Source organism: Deefgea tanakiae, assembly GCF_019665765.1.
GTDB classification, from domain to species: domain Bacteria; phylum Pseudomonadota; class Gammaproteobacteria; order Burkholderiales; family Chitinibacteraceae; genus Deefgea; species Deefgea tanakiae.
On the sequence record NZ_CP081150.1, the window covers coordinates 2,927,631 to 2,942,232 of the forward strand.

Below are 14,602 nucleotides of genomic sequence, written 5' to 3' on the forward strand. Positions count from 1 at the left end.
TCAGCGCAACAATTACATATTGTAGGCTTTCTCGCCATGGCTTGAGACATCCAAGCCTTCGCGTTCTTCGTCTTCTTTCACACGCAGGCCGATAGTCATATCTACGAGTTTGTACGCAATAATCGCCACTACACCTGACCATGCAATCGTGATTAATACGCCAATGGTTTGGATTTTGACTTGCGTCACAATGCTATAACCACTGGCTACACCATTTGCAACGTAATCCCACACACCGGTACCACCTAAGTCTGGACTAGCAAACACGCCGGTCAAGATCGCCCCCAAGATACCACACACGCCATGCACACCAAATACATCAAGGGAATCATCCGCACCTAACCAGCGTTTCAGACCATGTACGCCCCATAGGCCAGCAGCACCTGCCAATACGCCCATGACCAAACCACCACCGACACCAACAAAACCTGCTGCAGGAGTAATCACCACCAAACCCGCTACCGCACCAGAAGCTGCGCCGAGCAATGAAGGTTTACCTTTCCACATCCATTCAATCAACAACCAAGTCATTGCAGCAGCTGCTGGTGCAATCCAAGTATTGATAAATGCTAAAGCAGCAGTACCATTGGCTTCTAGCGCAGAGCCAGCATTGAAACCAAACCAACCAAACCACAGCAATGAAGCACCAATCATGGTCATGGTTAAGCTGTGTGGTGTCATTGGATCACGACCATAGCCAACGCGTTTACCGACAAAATACGAACCCACGAGGCCAGCAACTGCGGCATTAATATGTACGACCGTACCACCAGCAAAGTCCAACGCACCATCTTGGAACAAGAAACCTGCAGTCGCTGTAGCAGCAGTGGCCGCTTCTGCAGTCGTGTATGCATCAGGACCAGCCCAGTACCAAACCATATGCGCAAGTGGCAAGTAGCTAAACGTAAACCAGATGACGCAGAACACCAGCACCGCAGAAAATTTAATCCGTTCCGCAAATGAACCCACAATCAAACCACACGTAATCGCTGCAAATGCGCCTTGGAAAGCAATGTAGATAAATTCAGAAATCCCGATGCCTTTATTCCATGTTGCAGCAATCGAATCAGGCGTAACCCCCGCCAGAAAGACTTTCGACAACGAACCGATGAAAGCGTTGCCCTCGGTAAATGCCAAGCTATAGCCGTAAACGACCCACAAGATACTAATCAGGCTAAATACAGTAAACACTTGCATCAGCACCGACAGCATATTTTTGCTGCGAACCAAACCGCCGTAAAACAAGGCCAAGCCAGGGATAGACATCAAAATCACTAAGGCGGTCGCAATAAATAGCCAAGTGTTGTCACCTTTATTGATCGTCACAACCGGCGCTGCAGGTGCTGCTGCCACTTCTGAAGCAACGACACTTGCTGTGGCCACTGCAACCGGCTCGGTTTTGGCTTCACTAGCGACAACGGCTTCAGCGACTGGCGCAGAGGCAACCGCCGATGCGTCTTCGGCAAAGGTCGGCGCCGCAAATAACATCGCACCTAATAGTGCGAGCGAGCTGATTATTTTTTTCATGCTTTCTCTCCAGTCAAACTTAGATGGCGGCTTCGCCGGTTTCGCTAGTACGAATCCGAACCACGTGGGCCAAGTCAAAGACAAAAATCTTGCCGTCGCCGATTTTGCCGGTATGCGCGGCTTTCTCGATGGCCTCTATTGCTTGCTCAAGCAATTCATCAGCAATCGCGATTTCTACTTTCACTTTCGGTAGAAAATCAACCACGTATTCCGCACCACGATATAACTCAGTGTGGCCCTTTTGACGGCCGAAACCTTTTACCTCGGTCACGGTCAAACCTTGAACACCAATCTCAGATAGGCTTTCACGAACTTCATCAAGCTTAAATGGCTTGATAATTGCAGTAACGAATTTCATGGTGCAACTCCTTAGCGGGATGTACTGAAACGATGGAATCATCTTTAGCAGGAAGCGTGCCAGAGCGTAAATACATGACGAATCAAGGTTTTAAACTACTTCATGTTCGTGACAGCACTGTTGCAGCGCAATATTTAAACAGCAAAACAACTGGCCGCACTCTTTTGGTGCGATTGAATTAGCCAGCATTTAATTTGAATCTGCTAAACTGGATTCAGGATTTAAACTAACCGGAGAAGGCCATGTTGAAAGATAAATTTTTCGATGATATTGCCAGTAAAATTTCTGAAGCCATTGCGGCTAGCCCAGCAAAAGATGTCGAAAAAAACATTCGCGCGATGATGGGTACGGCGTTTAATAAAATGGACTTGGTCACACGTGAAGAATTTGAGATTCAGCAAGAAGTCTTAGCAAGAACACGTGAAACACTCACGCAAATGGAAGCACGTGTAGCCGACTTAGAAATGCGTTTGCAAACGAATAATCCACAGGATGGGATTTAGTCCATAAGCGATGGATGCAACACCCCAAATAGAAACCGAGCTATGCGCTCGGTTTTTTTGTAACATACAGAAAAACACCTACAAAAGAGAATCCTCGTGTCCGTCGCTGAAAATCAACTATCCCCTGCCGCCAGCGCTTCATCCTTCTACTTGAGCTTTGCCAGTATTCTCGATTTAGACACGCTCGCGCCGCTTTTTAATGCGTATCGACTCTTTTATGGCTGCGCAGACAACGTTCCAGAAGCTCGTGCATTTTTGGCTGAGCGACTTTCGACCGGAGACTCAAAGATTTATTTAGCACGCAATGCCGAAGGTGAAACCTTGGCTTTTGCACAAGTCTTTGCGAGCTTTTCATCCATTTCATTGTGTCGTAGCTGGGTACTCAATGACCTCTACGTCCAACCAGCGTATCGAGGTCAACAAATCGGCGAAGCCTTGCTCGCTCAAGTTGAAAAAGAAGCCCAAGCCGCTGGCATTGGCATGATCACAATGGAAACCGGCCCAGAAAACGTCCGCGCCCATCGTATTTATCAAAAAATGGGTTACGTTCGAGAAATGGGCTACCTGCACTTCGTGCGTAAATTAGGCTGAGCAGAAGTCTCGCGACTCAAGTTGATTCACAATCGGTGATTGTTTAATCGTTATGCGTTCAGAGTAGCGGACTGTGGCAGGCGTAGCCTGCCTGCTTGGTTTATTCAAGTTTCTTTGTAAGAAAAATATAAGCGTTGCTTGATCCCTAGCTCACCTAATTATTATTGCTCTAGCTTTTCTAGCTTGTCGTTTCTTGTTTATTTCAAAGACGCGATCCAATCACAAACACCTTGCAGTGCTGGAGCAGTAATACACTCTGCACCATACTGCCGTGCAGATTTTGGAATAATGGGGTCGATCATCACGATGCGAGGTAGCCGTTGCATCGAGCGAATCAGATGAATCGGATCGACAACGTTTAGGCTCGTGCCAACGACGACAAAAATATCATCCTCAGTTAAATCGTTAGCAATTTGATAGAGGGTTTCGTACTGAGGCGCGGGCTCACCAAAAAAGACAACGCCTGGTTTAGTGATTCCACTACCGCAGGCGGGGCAATCATCTTGTTGGAAGGTCTCATCGCCAATGTGCCAGTAATGTAAACAGGCGGCACAGGACATTTGATCTACTTGCCCATGCAGGTGCAAGACATTTTGAGTGCCCGCTTTTTCATGGAGCAAATCAATATTGGTGGTGATGACCGTGACTGGCGTTTTCTGCTGTAATTGTGCGATAGCGGCGTAACCGGCATGCGGTTGTGCATCGCCGTATTGAAGTTTCCGAGCATTATAGAATTCACGCGTTAGCTCACGGACATTCGTATCGATGCGATAGCGATCGAAATTGCAGACCAGATTGATATCATGCTTTTCCCACAGGCCATCACTCGCACGAAATGTTGGCAATCCCGAATCAGCAGCCATGCCTGCACCGGTAAAGAAGTAAATCATGCTTGTGCCCTCTTGATTGATCGCGACAGTGTAAACTGAATAGTTAGCCACCTATGGGGCGGCATCAGCTTCAATTTCAGCTGCGGCATCGTCATCTGCGTGATAGGCTGTGTGCGTTATGGCTGCCGGGGCAACGACGGGGCTAGTATGCTCCGTGCTGTCAAGGCACTTCCGCAACGCTATCCGATCCAAAAAATCTACAAAACAGATCTTAAGTAAACGGGATTAGGCCAAACGGCCCGTTTTTTGCGATCGAGGTCAAGTCATAAGTGTAATAACACAATGGTAAACCTACTTCAGATCTGAAAGTTAAGTAGCTCGGATTTGTATGCGTACAGCGGCTTAGCGATTTCGGCGAGCAAGCGATTACGGCCAGTACGTTTGGCCTCATACAATAAGACATCGGCATTTTGCAACACTTCATCCAATGACTCATTACACGCCCGCTGAACAACGCCACCACTTATCGTCAAGGAGATCGTGAATTGCTGATGAGTCAGCCTCAGTTGTCGACATGCCTCGAGGATTTTTTCACCCACCATGATGGCATCGGCTAATGCGGTGTCGGGCAAGCAAATAACAAACTCTTCTCCGCCCCAGCGCGCCAGCACATCAGATGCACGCAGCAAGCCACGAATATTCAGCGCCAATTTTTTAAGCACCATATCGCCAACGGCATGACCGTATTGATCATTAATCGCCTTAAAATAATCAATATCTAAAAACATAAATGAAGCAGGTCGATCATAGCGATCCGCCGCATAAATAATTTTGGCTGCCTCAAATTCAAAAGCGCGGCGATTCAACGTAGCGGTCAAGGAGTCTTGCGTTGCCAGCCTAGCCAACTCATCATTGGCGCGCTCCAGTTCAATGGTGCGCCGAGAAACTATTTGCTCTAAAGACTCATTGGTTTTTATCAACTTGGCTTCTTGATCTTGCAGCGTATTGAGCGTGCACACCATGGCGGATACATCGCTCAATACAGTGATAATTTTTGCGCAGCCATCTGGATAGATAAAGGTTTTAAACGACGAGTGAACAAATAAAGTTCGGCCGCTTTTGTGTTGCACTTGCCACTCAGTAGGTGATGATTGATCTTGAGTTAATGCAAGATTCAAAATCATGGCTTCAAGCGATTTATCTTGCTCAGCCAAAATTAAGCCAAAGGTATTTCCAATCAATTCCGCTCGTGAATAGCCAAACAAACAGCAATACGAATCATTCACTTGTAGATATCGACCTTGCTCATCAGCAATCGCAATGCCAGCAGGGGAAATATCAAATAATGCTTGCAGCAGATCAGATGAGATCATTGCGCTTAGCCTAGCAAAAGTAGAGTCTTCACTCAGACAGTGAAGAAAAACGAATTAATAGTTTTTCACGCAGAAATACAAGCGTCAATCTTTAAATCATTTCTGCAGCAGAAATTAAATATTTAAGAATGAACTCTCAATCTGACCAATCATGCATTACCAACCATGTAATTAAAAACAGTAAAATTTAATTTTTTGTAAGCAATTGCGCCGACATAGAACAAGTACTTTATCACGAATTTCTTACCATTTTATGGCTCAATCCGCTTGCCACTTTCGAAGCGAACCGCAATACTGCATCAGCTTTTTACGAATGGACTTTGCCGTGTTTGCCGCTGCCTTTGCTGCCCTAATTGAAACTGACCCTGATTTAAAAATAGCGAACCTCGCTGCAATCGACATCAATCAGCGCCAGCCCGATGATAGAACACCGATCATTAAAGTCGAAAATCCAGGTCGCCCCTTCAAGCCCGAACTGGTGGCCCCCAAAGACCTACCCCGCCGCAGAAATCTGGGCGAAGCGGAAAACCGTGCAGCCCTGTTACACGCATTTGCCCACATCGAATTTAATGCGATAAATTTGGCACTGGATGCGCTGTATCGTTTCCGTGAAATGCCCGCCCGGTACTATGCCGATTGGTTGCAAATTGCACGTGAGGAAGCCTACCATTTCAGCCTACTGCGTGAGCATCTCAATACACTAGGTTTTGATTATGGCGATTTTCCTGCCCACAATAGCTTATGGGAAATGGCGGTTAAAACCGATGGCGACGTAATGGCCAGAATGGCACTCGTGCCACGCATTTTAGAGGCGCGCGGCTTGGATGCCGTGCCACCGATTCGACAGAAACTCTTTAATATTGGCGATTTGCGCGCTTGCAAAATTCTCGACATCATCCTGCAAGACGAAATCGGCCATGTCCGCATGGGTAATTACTGGTATCACTGGTGCTGTACCCAACGCAGCCTCGACCCAATTAATACCTTTGTCGCGCTGCTCCGCGATTATGAAGCGCCCGTATTTCGCGGCACGCTCAATCATATTGCGCGGCAAGAAGCCGGATTTACGTCCGAAGAAATGGAATTGATTGAATCACTAAAATCCTAACGCTGATGCAAATTAGGCTTGCGCCAACGGCGCTTGCCGAGGCAATTTCAGGGTAAATGTACTGCCAACCCCAACGATGCTTGCAACATGAATCTCACCACCCAAGACGGTGCTCACAATACTGTAGATGATGTGCAGTCCTAAGCCACTACCGCCCCGACCCAATTTGGTGGTGAAAAACGGATCAAAGATTCGATCTATTGATTCGGAAGGAATCCCCGCTCCGCTGTCTTGCACCTGAAGTTCTATCCACTCTGCATCGAGCTGCCGAGCACGAATCCATATTTCGCCAACGACAATCTGATCAAAACCATGCAACATCGCGTTATCCACGAGGTTTCCTAGCACTTGCCCTAACTCACCCGGATAGCTCTCCAAAAGGATGTCATCTGGCACATCCACCATAATTCGATGCTGCTTTTTCTGGTATTCAGGGCTGTTGACGTACAGCACCTCGGAAATCACATCGCGCAACAAAAACGGCCGTCGTACACTGCTCGCTCGATCAATAGAGACTTGTTTAAAACGCGTCACTAACTCCGCGGCTCGACTCACATTGCGCGCCAATATATCGGTACTTTGCTCAAAGTCATGCAAAAATGCCACCATGCTCGATTTTTTCAGCCCTTGCGCCATTTCGGCATTAATTTCATCAACTTTCTCCCTAAGAGTGCTGATCACCGTTACACAAATACCTAGCGGCGTATTCAACTCATGCGCTACCCCCGCAACCATTGCGCCCAGCGAGGCCAATTTTTCTTTCCGCAATAATTCTTTTTGGCTCAATTGCAATTGTTCCAAAGCCTGACTCAATTCAGAATTAGCCAAATTAAGCGTATTGGTTCGCTCCTCAACCCGTAATTCCAAATCCATATTGAGCTTGTCCCGCTCAGCGATTAATACCGCTAATTTAGTTCGCATTTGATCGAGACTAGAAGCTAGTCGGCCAAGTTCATCCTCTCTGTGCCAGCTCAGCGGCTGATCCAAAATACCATCGGCGAGCAAGGCGGTATTTGCTTGCAAGGCCAATAAAGGACGTACTAGTCGCCGCTCAAAAATAAACAGCAGCAAGGCCACCGAGCAGATAAGTTGCAGAAAAATAGCGATGGCTAATTTCTGAAAATCCAAAAGAATATTGCGAACCATGGGGTCGCTGGTAACCTCAATACTTACCGACCCTATGGTTTCACCAGAAAAGATGACCGGCTGCTCTGCAGACAATATCGTACCGATCCGCCGTTCCGGTTTTTCACCTTGGGCAAAAATAGCCTTATTTTCATTTTTCAAAACTACCCGTATTACTTCAGGATTTTCCATGACCGCATCAACCAATTGTTGCGCGACAGGACCATCCACATTCCAAAGCGATACTGCGGATGACTTAGCCAATAAAATGACATAGCTATGCATTTGTGTACGCACACGCTGGTCCAGCTCTCGGTTGTAGCGATCGATAAATAGGTAATAACTTATGAAAATAGCGGGAGCGACGATGCCAAGGATGACGGAATACAAAGTCATTTGCCTCAGGTTCATACGTTTCATGAAGCGCACCCCAATTCAGCTGCACGTAATGTTTTGATCGCACATCGCTTATGTCTCTATTGAAACTCAGCATTGACGTGCAGAGGCATAAGCACCATCACCAACAATGCATCCTATCAATACCACGATGCCAATCAGGTGCTTAGCATCGCTCACTCTTGTTTACGCCAGCGCTGAATATTGGTTTCGACTAATTGATTCATCACATTGTCTTTATTCAGTTTAAAAACAGCTTTAGCAATACGCCCACGAATTTCACCGGTATTGCACGCGGATTTATGCGACATGGTGAGGTAGAGATTTTCACTACTGATCGCAATAGGTGCCGTCACCAAACCAGTGATATTCAGTTTCGCGGCATACGCCAAACCTGGGGCTTCTTCATAAATGACATAATCGGCCCGCGACAAGGTGAGCATTTTTAGCGCCTGTTCCAAGCTCGGTACGGTGGCTACTTCAAGTGATTTTTTGGCGTAACGATCAAATTCATCGCCAAAGCTATTATTAATCACCGTCAGTCCACGCCGACCACGCAAATCACTCCATTCTTTGTAGGGGAAATTTTTGACGGGGTTAGTCCAAATAACCGAGCGTGTGCCTCGAAACGCAGGATAAAAATAATCCATGTATTCCAGTCTAGGCTGAGTAAAAAATGCGCCGGCAATTAAATCTATGCGGCCACTTTTGGCTTCCTCTTGCACTCGGGACCAAGGCCCTACATATTTAACCTCAATCGGAATGCCGATTTCTTTGGCCAGCAATTGAATAAAATCGGCATTCGCACCGATCAACTTCCCCTCATTGCCGGGATCTCGCCATAAATACGGCGTGTATTCTGGATTGCCACTCGCAATCATTGCTTTACAGGCCTCTGCTTGAACTGCATGGCTAAACAGCACTAAAGCACACGTGCCAAAAATTTGCATACCTAGAGCTGAAAAATGGTTTGTGAAGTGGGGCATGGGCAAACTCCTTACTTATCACTTATCGGATTTCAGCCTAGTCCACATCGTTATTTTTTAATAGGCAATCACGCATTCATTCGGAGAAAAAAGCCAATAAATCAATATGGTGCGACAAGAAATAGGCCTTGGGGCAGAAGCAATGACATTCATTGAGTCTGTGAAGGAGCAACAATTCACACACGGCTCAATTGCAAAAGGCCGCTAGTCCTGAAAAAGGAGATAGTGAGCCATTTGATGCAGTGTTTATTGAACTCATCCACGACCGCTCAAGTATCTTCGCTTGCCCCAGTCTCCCATTGCGGTGATAATCGCCACCGCGAAGCGGGACAGACCATCGCTGCTGCCAGTGTAATGCTGGCGGGGGAGGAAAGTCCGGGCTCCATAGAGCAGAATGCTGGCTAACGGCCAGGCGGCGTGAGCCGACGGAAAGTGCAACAGAGAGCTGAACCGCCACTTCATCGGGTTGAACTGTGGGATGAAACCACAGGGACTGGTGAAGCGGTAAGGGTGAAAAGGTGTCCTCGTCAGAGGAGCCCCGCAAGGGGTCGGTAAGAGCGCACCGCGGCGCTGGTAACAGTCGCTGGCAGGGTAAACCCCATTCGGAGCAAGACCAAGCAGTAGGCGTTGAAGCGGCTCGCTGAGTCTACGGGTAGGTTGCTTGAGCACGTCAGTAATGGCGCGCCTAGAGGAATGATGGTCACGGATGGCAACATCTGGACAGGACCCGGCTTATCGGCCCGCTTCGCCCCTCATTTTAGATTACTGCAAGCCCAGCTTGCTGCGATTGTGCCAAGACAATTGACAAGCATACCAAAGTGGCGCTGAGGCTAAATTTCAACTCGGCAGCAGAAATCGCCTGATTCAGCGTTTGGCCTTCGGCGAGATGTTGATTGATAAATTCCAATATCACTTGATTCATAGCAGCCCCATTAAGTTCTGTGGATGCCATTGATTTTGCAATTGAATTCACCGTCAAGGTCGGTATTTTTACTGCTCAACAACGTGAATCTGCCAAATTACCTAAACAAACGACGCGTAACAAATTGGATGAACCTCTTGGCGACCAAGCAGGTATATCAATGCGTGCGTCGTTCAAAATAGGCTAGCGAGCGATACACCTCTTTTGAATTCACTTTGAATTTTTGCTCAACAGCCAAAATCGCTTCTGGCAGGCTTTGCCCTGCATCGAGTTGCTCTGCCATAAAGCGCAGTATTTCATCCGACATCATTTTTTCTATTCCATTGCAATAAGTCCGCCTAGTTTGCCTTTTCAACAGGAAAATAAATGGGTACTTTTTACGGCTTGGTATTTTTAACAAGCGCGGATTATCCACCAAGAGGATTGCAATTGGATGTCAAAGCAACGAAATTAGAATTGAAGCGTGATTGTCAGTGGCTGAAGGGCGCTAACTCAACGTCAACAGATCCAAGCGCTTATTCGCCCACGACGATGTGATTACCGTTTTCATCCATAATGGCGCGCAACGCGACGCCGTAAGCTTGAAAGCCCAACCGCGCATCGTGGTCGCGATAATCAAGACTATCGTGCTGATGTCCGTGAAAACTCTTTTTGATGTGCAGCGCTTGGCCCAAGCGATCCAGCGCCGAGAAGCCCCAGGGGTGGCAGCTTGGTGCTTCGTGGGTAACGAGTACGTCAGCTCTTTCATGCGTTAAGGCTTGGTAATCGACATAAAAGATGCTGCTGCGCTGTTTACGTGGCAAACCACCGCGCCACTGATTGGCTTTGCCGCAGTGCTGTAGATAATGCTCGGGACTAGAATAAATAGGATGGGCAGGCGGCATCCAGATGTGGCCACGGAAAATGCCACCAAGGCCAGCGACACGCACTCCGGCAATTTCAACCACACGGCCATGCAGATTGCGGTCGCTCATGCCCGAATCCCACAGATTGCAATAATCACGCGTGCCGTCAGTATCATGATTGCCGTGGATGTACCAGACTTCGGTTAAATCGAGGATTTCCGCCAGCACAGTCTCAAGCGGTTGCGGGGCTTGTAAATCGCCGAGCAGCACAACGGCATCCGGCCGGTGTTGTTTCACCGCCGTAATAATATGCCCAAATTGGCCGTGGACGTCCCCACAGAAAAAAATCATCGCCTGACTCGCCTGTTTGCAATGCCTGTTTTGTAATCTGAATGCGAGTTTGTAATCGCTTTAGTATAAGAATCATTCCTACTACCCGTAGATTAAAGCATTCTAGGTAGTTTGCGCCAGCCATTCAGCAAGCGTGTTTGACGCTAGCGGCTAGGCAGCGTACGCTAACGACCCCCTTACAGGCTCAAACTGCACCAACATGACTTATTCTGCCTGCGGCATCGACTTCGGTACTTCCAATTCAACGGCCGGTATTGTACGCCCAGATGGGGCGATTTTATTAGCCCTTGAAGACCAAAAACTCACCTTACCTTCTGCCGTCTTTTACAATCACGAAGAAGAACGCTGGGCCTATGGCCGCGCGGCGTTGGCAGAGTATTTGGAAGGCTATGAAGGCCGCTTGATGCGCTCGATGAAAAGCTTGCTGGGCAGCAGTTTGATGGATGCCGGCACCGAAATTGGCGGTCGACATTTGTCATTCAAAAACCTCATCGGCCAATTGATCGGCGAAGTCAAAACCCGTGCCGAACAATCCGCAGGCCAGCAATTTGACGCAGTCGTACTCGGTCGCCCAGTGCGTTTTGTCGACGACGATGATGCGGCAGATGCCGCAGCCGAAGCGACACTGGCTGAAATCGCGGCGGGGTTGGGCTTTAAAGAAGTCAGTTTTCAATTTGAGCCCATCGCAGCAGCGCATGATTACGAGCAACGGATTGAGCGGGAAGAACTCGTCCTCGTCATTGACATTGGTGGTGGTACATCCGATTTCTCATTAGTGCGCCTATCGCCAAAAAGACGGGGTATTGCTGACCGATCATCTGATTTATTGGCCAGTGGCGGTGTACATATCGGGGGTACTGATTTTGATAAACGCCTCTCGCTCGCCTGCGTGATGCCTGAGCTAGGCATGGGCTCGCGTCTTGTGAATAACGCAGAACTACCCAATAGCGTGTTTTTCCATCTTGCCACTTGGCACACGATCAACTTTGCCTACACCCGCAAGATGTGGCGCAGCTTCCAAGATATCTCGCGTGACGTCATCGATAATGTGCGTTTTGAACGTCTGCTGAATGTCATTCGCAGCCAAGCTGGCCACCATTTAGCAATGCGCGTCGAAGAGGCCAAAATTGCCCTCTCGGAAGGCGCGCAATTCGCGCTCGATTTGGTCGAAGCCGAGAAAGGCCTCGTAGCCCAAATCGAACGTCACCAATTTGAAGAAGCGATAGCGCAAGAAACCGCGCGAATTTGTACTGCCGCCGAAGCCACGCTCACGCAAGCGGGTATTGCTGCCAGCCAAATTGACACGCTGTTTTTTACTGGCGGTTCATCTGCCGTACCGGCGCTGCGCGCGGCACTCGCCGCACAATTTCCCGCAGCGCGCGCGGTAGAAGGCGATCACTTTGGCAGTGTGGGCTGCGGACTGGCCGTCGTGGCGCAACAGCGCTACGGGTAATTAGCGCTAGCCATTGCCAGAAAACACCTAGCGAGAAATACCCATTAATCCCCCTTGATCGGCATACGATGGCAGGCTCAACACCGCCTGCCATTCACGCCGTTTAACAGATTGCATTGGTAAAAAACCAAAACCAAGGTACACTTCGCTCTTGATCGCGCCCTACCAATCGGCGCGTTGCTTGCCCAAGTTCTTCACACTGTTCGAACCGCGCAAGCCACCTATCCAACACACCCCCACCTGCCCTAGATTGGTGTCGCACCTTGCGACAGGCCGCAGCAGGAATAAAGAATGTCTGAACTTAATTTTGCTAGCCTAGGGCTGGCCGAACCACTTTTGCGTGCTGTTGCCGATACTGGCTATACCGTACCCACTCCGATTCAAGCCCAAGCAATTCCACTGGTTATCCAAGGTGGCGACTTATTGGCCGCAGCCCAAACGGGCACCGGTAAAACTGCCGGTTTCACTTTACCTATTTTGCAACTTTTGCTCGCCAAAGAACCACTAGAAAGCAAAGGCCGTCCCCGTGTTTTGATCCTCACCCCGACGCGTGAACTTGCCGCTCAGGTTGAAGAATCAGTTCAAACCTATTCTAAGTACGTCAAAATCAGCTCCATGGTGGTGTTTGGTGGCGTGAATATTCGCCCACAACAAACTCGCCTGCGCAATCCGCTGGATATTTTGGTCGCAACGCCAGGCCGTTTGCTCGACTTGGTTGGACAACGCTCAGTGGATTTGTCTGGCATCGAAATTCTGGTGCTCGACGAAGCTGACCGTATGCTCGATATGGGTTTCATCCACGACATCAAAAAATTGATGGCGATTTTCCCGAAAGAGCGTCAAACGCTGCTGTTCTCAGCCACGTTCTCAGATGAAATCAAAGAACTCGCTGACAAGCTGCTAAAAAACCCAGGCTTAGTCGAAGTGGCTCGCCGCAACACCACCAATGAACTGATTAGCCAACGCGTGCATTTGGTTGACCGCGATAAAAAATTGCCGTTGCTAACGCGCTTGATTCAAGACGGCAATTGGCACCAAGTTTTAGTGTTTATGCGCACCAAACATGCGTGTAATAAAGTTGCCGAAAAACTCAACGCCGCTGGCATTACCGCAATGGCGATTCACGGCAATAAAAGCCAAAACGCGCGTACTGCCGCTTTGGCTCAGTTCAAGTCTGGCGAGTTACAAGTTTTGGTTGCGACCGACATCGCCGCACGTGGATTGGATATCGAAGAGTTGCCACACGTGGTGAACTTTGAATTGCCGAACGTGGCCGAAGATTACGTTCACCGCATTGGCCGCACTGGCCGCGCAGGTTGCACGGGTGAAGCAGTTTCACTGGTCTGCGTTGATGAGCTGAAATTACTCGCAGAAATCGAACGCATTACCAAACAAGACATTCCAAAATTCTGCCTCGAAGGTTTCGAAGCCGATTTACGTGTTAAACCGGAACCGATTCTACGTGGTGGCTTGGGTCGTGATCGCCCACCGCGCGATCCAAACCGCAATCCACGTGCACCGCGTGGTCAAGCCGTTGCGGGTGGCGCACGCTTAAACGGCGCACGCAGCAAAGCGTTGGCAGAAACTGCGGCGGCGCAATCAGCAGCAAAAAGCGAAGTTCGTGCTGAACGTCGCCCACGTATCGAAGGCGAAACCGAACAACGTCGACCACGCCCAGAAGGTACAGGCGAGCAACGCCGCCCGCGCACGGATGGCGACAATCGCCGTCCACGCGCAGAGCGTCCTGAAGGCGTAGCGGCTGAAGCACGCCGCCCTCGCCCAGAAGGTGGTGATAACCGTCGCCCACGCAACGATGGCGCACCGCGCAGCAGCAATCCACGCAATGCACCACGTAATGACTCGGTATTGGCAGCGCCTGCGGCACCGCGCCGCGAGCGCATCAATTACGATGAACAACAACCAATGAGCAATGCCAACACCTTGCCAGGTGAACTCATGCGCAGCGGTCGTAGCGGTCAAGGTCAAACGCGCGGCTACCAAGGTGGCGGCCGTAACGGCGGCCCAGGTACGGGCTCAACACGCAATGCCAGCGATGGCTTTGGCGCACCACGTGGTGATCGTCCGCAACAAAATCGCAGTGGCCGTCCATCAAGCAGCCGCCCGACTGCAGCACTTTTGGGTGGCAGCGGCAGTAAACGTCGCGGCGAGTAAGAAATATTAATTAGCGTATAACCATAGAGGCCATATTTTATATGGCCTCTATTTACATACTG

General features: G+C 49.1%; 14 protein-coding genes and 1 other RNA gene. 6 read left to right on the forward strand and 9 right to left on the reverse strand.

The features are described from left to right. Window positions 1-12: 12 nt before the first annotated feature. The gene (gene amt / locus K4H28_RS13665) at window positions 13-1,527 is read right to left on the reverse strand and encodes an ammonium transporter (protein WP_221005702.1); all 1,515 of its coding nucleotides are present in this window, start codon (window positions 1,525-1,527) and stop codon (window positions 13-15) included. 19 nt (window positions 1,528-1,546) lie between these two features. Then, window positions 1,547-1,885 (reverse strand): P-II family nitrogen regulator, encoded by a 339-nt coding sequence (gene glnK, locus K4H28_RS13670; protein ID WP_221005703.1) that lies wholly within the window; start codon window positions 1,883-1,885, stop codon window positions 1,547-1,549. Between the two features lie 242 nt (window positions 1,886-2,127). Between glnK and K4H28_RS13675 the strand changes: the two genes are divergently transcribed. Both K4H28_RS13675 and K4H28_RS13680 read left to right on the forward strand, forming a co-directional pair. Further along, window positions 2,128-2,388, forward strand: coding sequence for an accessory factor UbiK family protein (locus K4H28_RS13675; RefSeq protein WP_221005704.1), 261 nt, complete (start codon window positions 2,128-2,130; stop codon window positions 2,386-2,388). A 96-nt stretch (window positions 2,389-2,484) separates the two neighbouring features. Further along, window positions 2,485-2,979 carry a GNAT family N-acetyltransferase gene (locus K4H28_RS13680; RefSeq protein ID WP_221005705.1) on the forward strand — a complete coding sequence of 165 codons (495 nt, stop codon included), beginning with the start codon at window positions 2,485-2,487 and terminating at the stop codon, window positions 2,977-2,979. Window positions 2,980-3,176: 197 nt separating this feature from the next. On the opposite strand, the gene K4H28_RS13685 is transcribed toward K4H28_RS13680, so the two are convergent. Further along, window positions 3,177-3,869, reverse strand: coding sequence for an SIR2 family NAD-dependent protein deacylase (locus K4H28_RS13685; protein ID WP_221005706.1), 693 nt, complete (start codon window positions 3,867-3,869; stop codon window positions 3,177-3,179). A 296-nt stretch (window positions 3,870-4,165) separates the two neighbouring features. Next, complete coding sequence (locus tag K4H28_RS13690; RefSeq protein ID WP_221005707.1) at window positions 4,166-5,182, reverse strand: sensor domain-containing diguanylate cyclase; 1,017 nt, start codon at window positions 5,180-5,182, stop codon at window positions 4,166-4,168. A gap of 325 nt (window positions 5,183-5,507) precedes the next feature. Between K4H28_RS13690 and K4H28_RS13695 the strand changes: the two genes are divergently transcribed. Then, the gene (locus K4H28_RS13695; RefSeq protein ID WP_255573540.1) at window positions 5,508-6,290 is read left to right on the forward strand and encodes a ferritin-like domain-containing protein; all 783 of its coding nucleotides are present in this window, start codon (window positions 5,508-5,510) and stop codon (window positions 6,288-6,290) included. Between the two features lie 12 nt (window positions 6,291-6,302). Here the strand turns inward: K4H28_RS13695 and K4H28_RS13700 are convergent, their stop codons facing one another. Both K4H28_RS13700 and K4H28_RS13705 read right to left on the reverse strand, forming a co-directional pair. Next, window positions 6,303-7,835: a sensor histidine kinase gene (locus tag K4H28_RS13700; protein WP_221005709.1), complete on the reverse strand. Its 1,533-nt coding sequence runs from the start codon at window positions 7,833-7,835 to the stop codon at window positions 6,303-6,305. Between the two features lie 152 nt (window positions 7,836-7,987). Then, the gene (locus K4H28_RS13705) at window positions 7,988-8,797 is read right to left on the reverse strand and encodes a substrate-binding periplasmic protein (RefSeq protein WP_221005710.1); all 810 of its coding nucleotides are present in this window, start codon (window positions 8,795-8,797) and stop codon (window positions 7,988-7,990) included. A gap of 321 nt (window positions 8,798-9,118) precedes the next feature. On the opposite strand from K4H28_RS13705, the gene rnpB reads away from it, so the two are divergent. Then, an RNA gene (rnpB, locus tag K4H28_RS13710) (RNase P RNA component class A) lies at window positions 9,119-9,548 on the forward strand. Between the two features lie 6 nt (window positions 9,549-9,554). Here the strand turns inward: rnpB and K4H28_RS13715 are convergent. From K4H28_RS13715 to K4H28_RS13725, 3 genes are all read right to left on the reverse strand, one after another. Then, window positions 9,555-9,719: a hypothetical protein gene (locus K4H28_RS13715; protein WP_221005711.1), complete on the reverse strand. Its 165-nt coding sequence runs from the start codon at window positions 9,717-9,719 to the stop codon at window positions 9,555-9,557. A gap of 157 nt (window positions 9,720-9,876) precedes the next feature. Beyond that, on the reverse strand, window positions 9,877-10,029 hold the full coding sequence (locus tag K4H28_RS13720) for a hypothetical protein (protein WP_221005712.1): 153 nt from the start codon (window positions 10,027-10,029) through the stop codon (window positions 9,877-9,879). Between the two features lie 205 nt (window positions 10,030-10,234). Then, window positions 10,235-10,915: a metallophosphoesterase family protein gene (locus K4H28_RS13725; protein WP_221005713.1), complete on the reverse strand. Its 681-nt coding sequence runs from the start codon at window positions 10,913-10,915 to the stop codon at window positions 10,235-10,237. 199 nt (window positions 10,916-11,114) lie between these two features. Here K4H28_RS13725 and K4H28_RS13730 point away from each other — a divergent pair, with 199 nt between their 5' ends. After that, a complete protein-coding gene (locus K4H28_RS13730; RefSeq protein ID WP_221005714.1) occupies window positions 11,115-12,368 on the forward strand; it encodes an Hsp70 family protein in 1,254 nt (417 codons plus the stop codon). Window positions 12,369-12,659: 291 nt separating this feature from the next. Next, on the forward strand, window positions 12,660-14,540 hold the full coding sequence (locus tag K4H28_RS13735) for a DEAD/DEAH box helicase (RefSeq protein ID WP_221005715.1): 1,881 nt from the start codon (window positions 12,660-12,662) through the stop codon (window positions 14,538-14,540). The last annotated feature ends 62 nt before the right edge of the window (window positions 14,541-14,602 follow it).

Coding starts and splice junctions, on each gene's coding strand:
- K4H28_RS13715 (WP_221005711.1), bottom strand. CDS start 9,719: ATGAATCAAGTGATATTGGAATTTATCAATCAACATCTCGCCGAAGGC.
- K4H28_RS13725 (WP_221005713.1), bottom strand. CDS start 10,915: ATGATTTTTTTCTGTGGGGACGTCCACGGCCAATTTGGGCATATTATT.
- glnK (WP_221005703.1), bottom strand. CDS start 1,885: ATGAAATTCGTTACTGCAATTATCAAGCCATTTAAGCTTGATGAAGTT.
- K4H28_RS13685 (WP_221005706.1), bottom strand. CDS start 3,869: ATGATTTACTTCTTTACCGGTGCAGGCATGGCTGCTGATTCGGGATTG.
- K4H28_RS13705 (WP_221005710.1), bottom strand. CDS start 8,797: ATGCCCCACTTCACAAACCATTTTTCAGCTCTAGGTATGCAAATTTTT.
- K4H28_RS13720 (WP_221005712.1), bottom strand. CDS start 10,029: ATGATGTCGGATGAAATACTGCGCTTTATGGCAGAGCAACTCGATGCA.
- K4H28_RS13690 (WP_221005707.1), bottom strand. CDS start 5,182: ATGATCTCATCTGATCTGCTGCAAGCATTATTTGATATTTCCCCTGCT.
- K4H28_RS13700 (WP_221005709.1), bottom strand. CDS start 7,835: ATGAAACGTATGAACCTGAGGCAAATGACTTTGTATTCCGTCATCCTT.
- K4H28_RS13675 (WP_221005704.1), top strand. CDS start 2,128: ATGTTGAAAGATAAATTTTTCGATGATATTGCCAGTAAAATTTCTGAA.
- K4H28_RS13730 (WP_221005714.1), top strand. CDS start 11,115: ATGACTTATTCTGCCTGCGGCATCGACTTCGGTACTTCCAATTCAACG.
- K4H28_RS13735 (WP_221005715.1), top strand. CDS start 12,660: ATGTCTGAACTTAATTTTGCTAGCCTAGGGCTGGCCGAACCACTTTTG.
- amt (WP_221005702.1), bottom strand. CDS start 1,527: ATGAAAAAAATAATCAGCTCGCTCGCACTATTAGGTGCGATGTTATTT.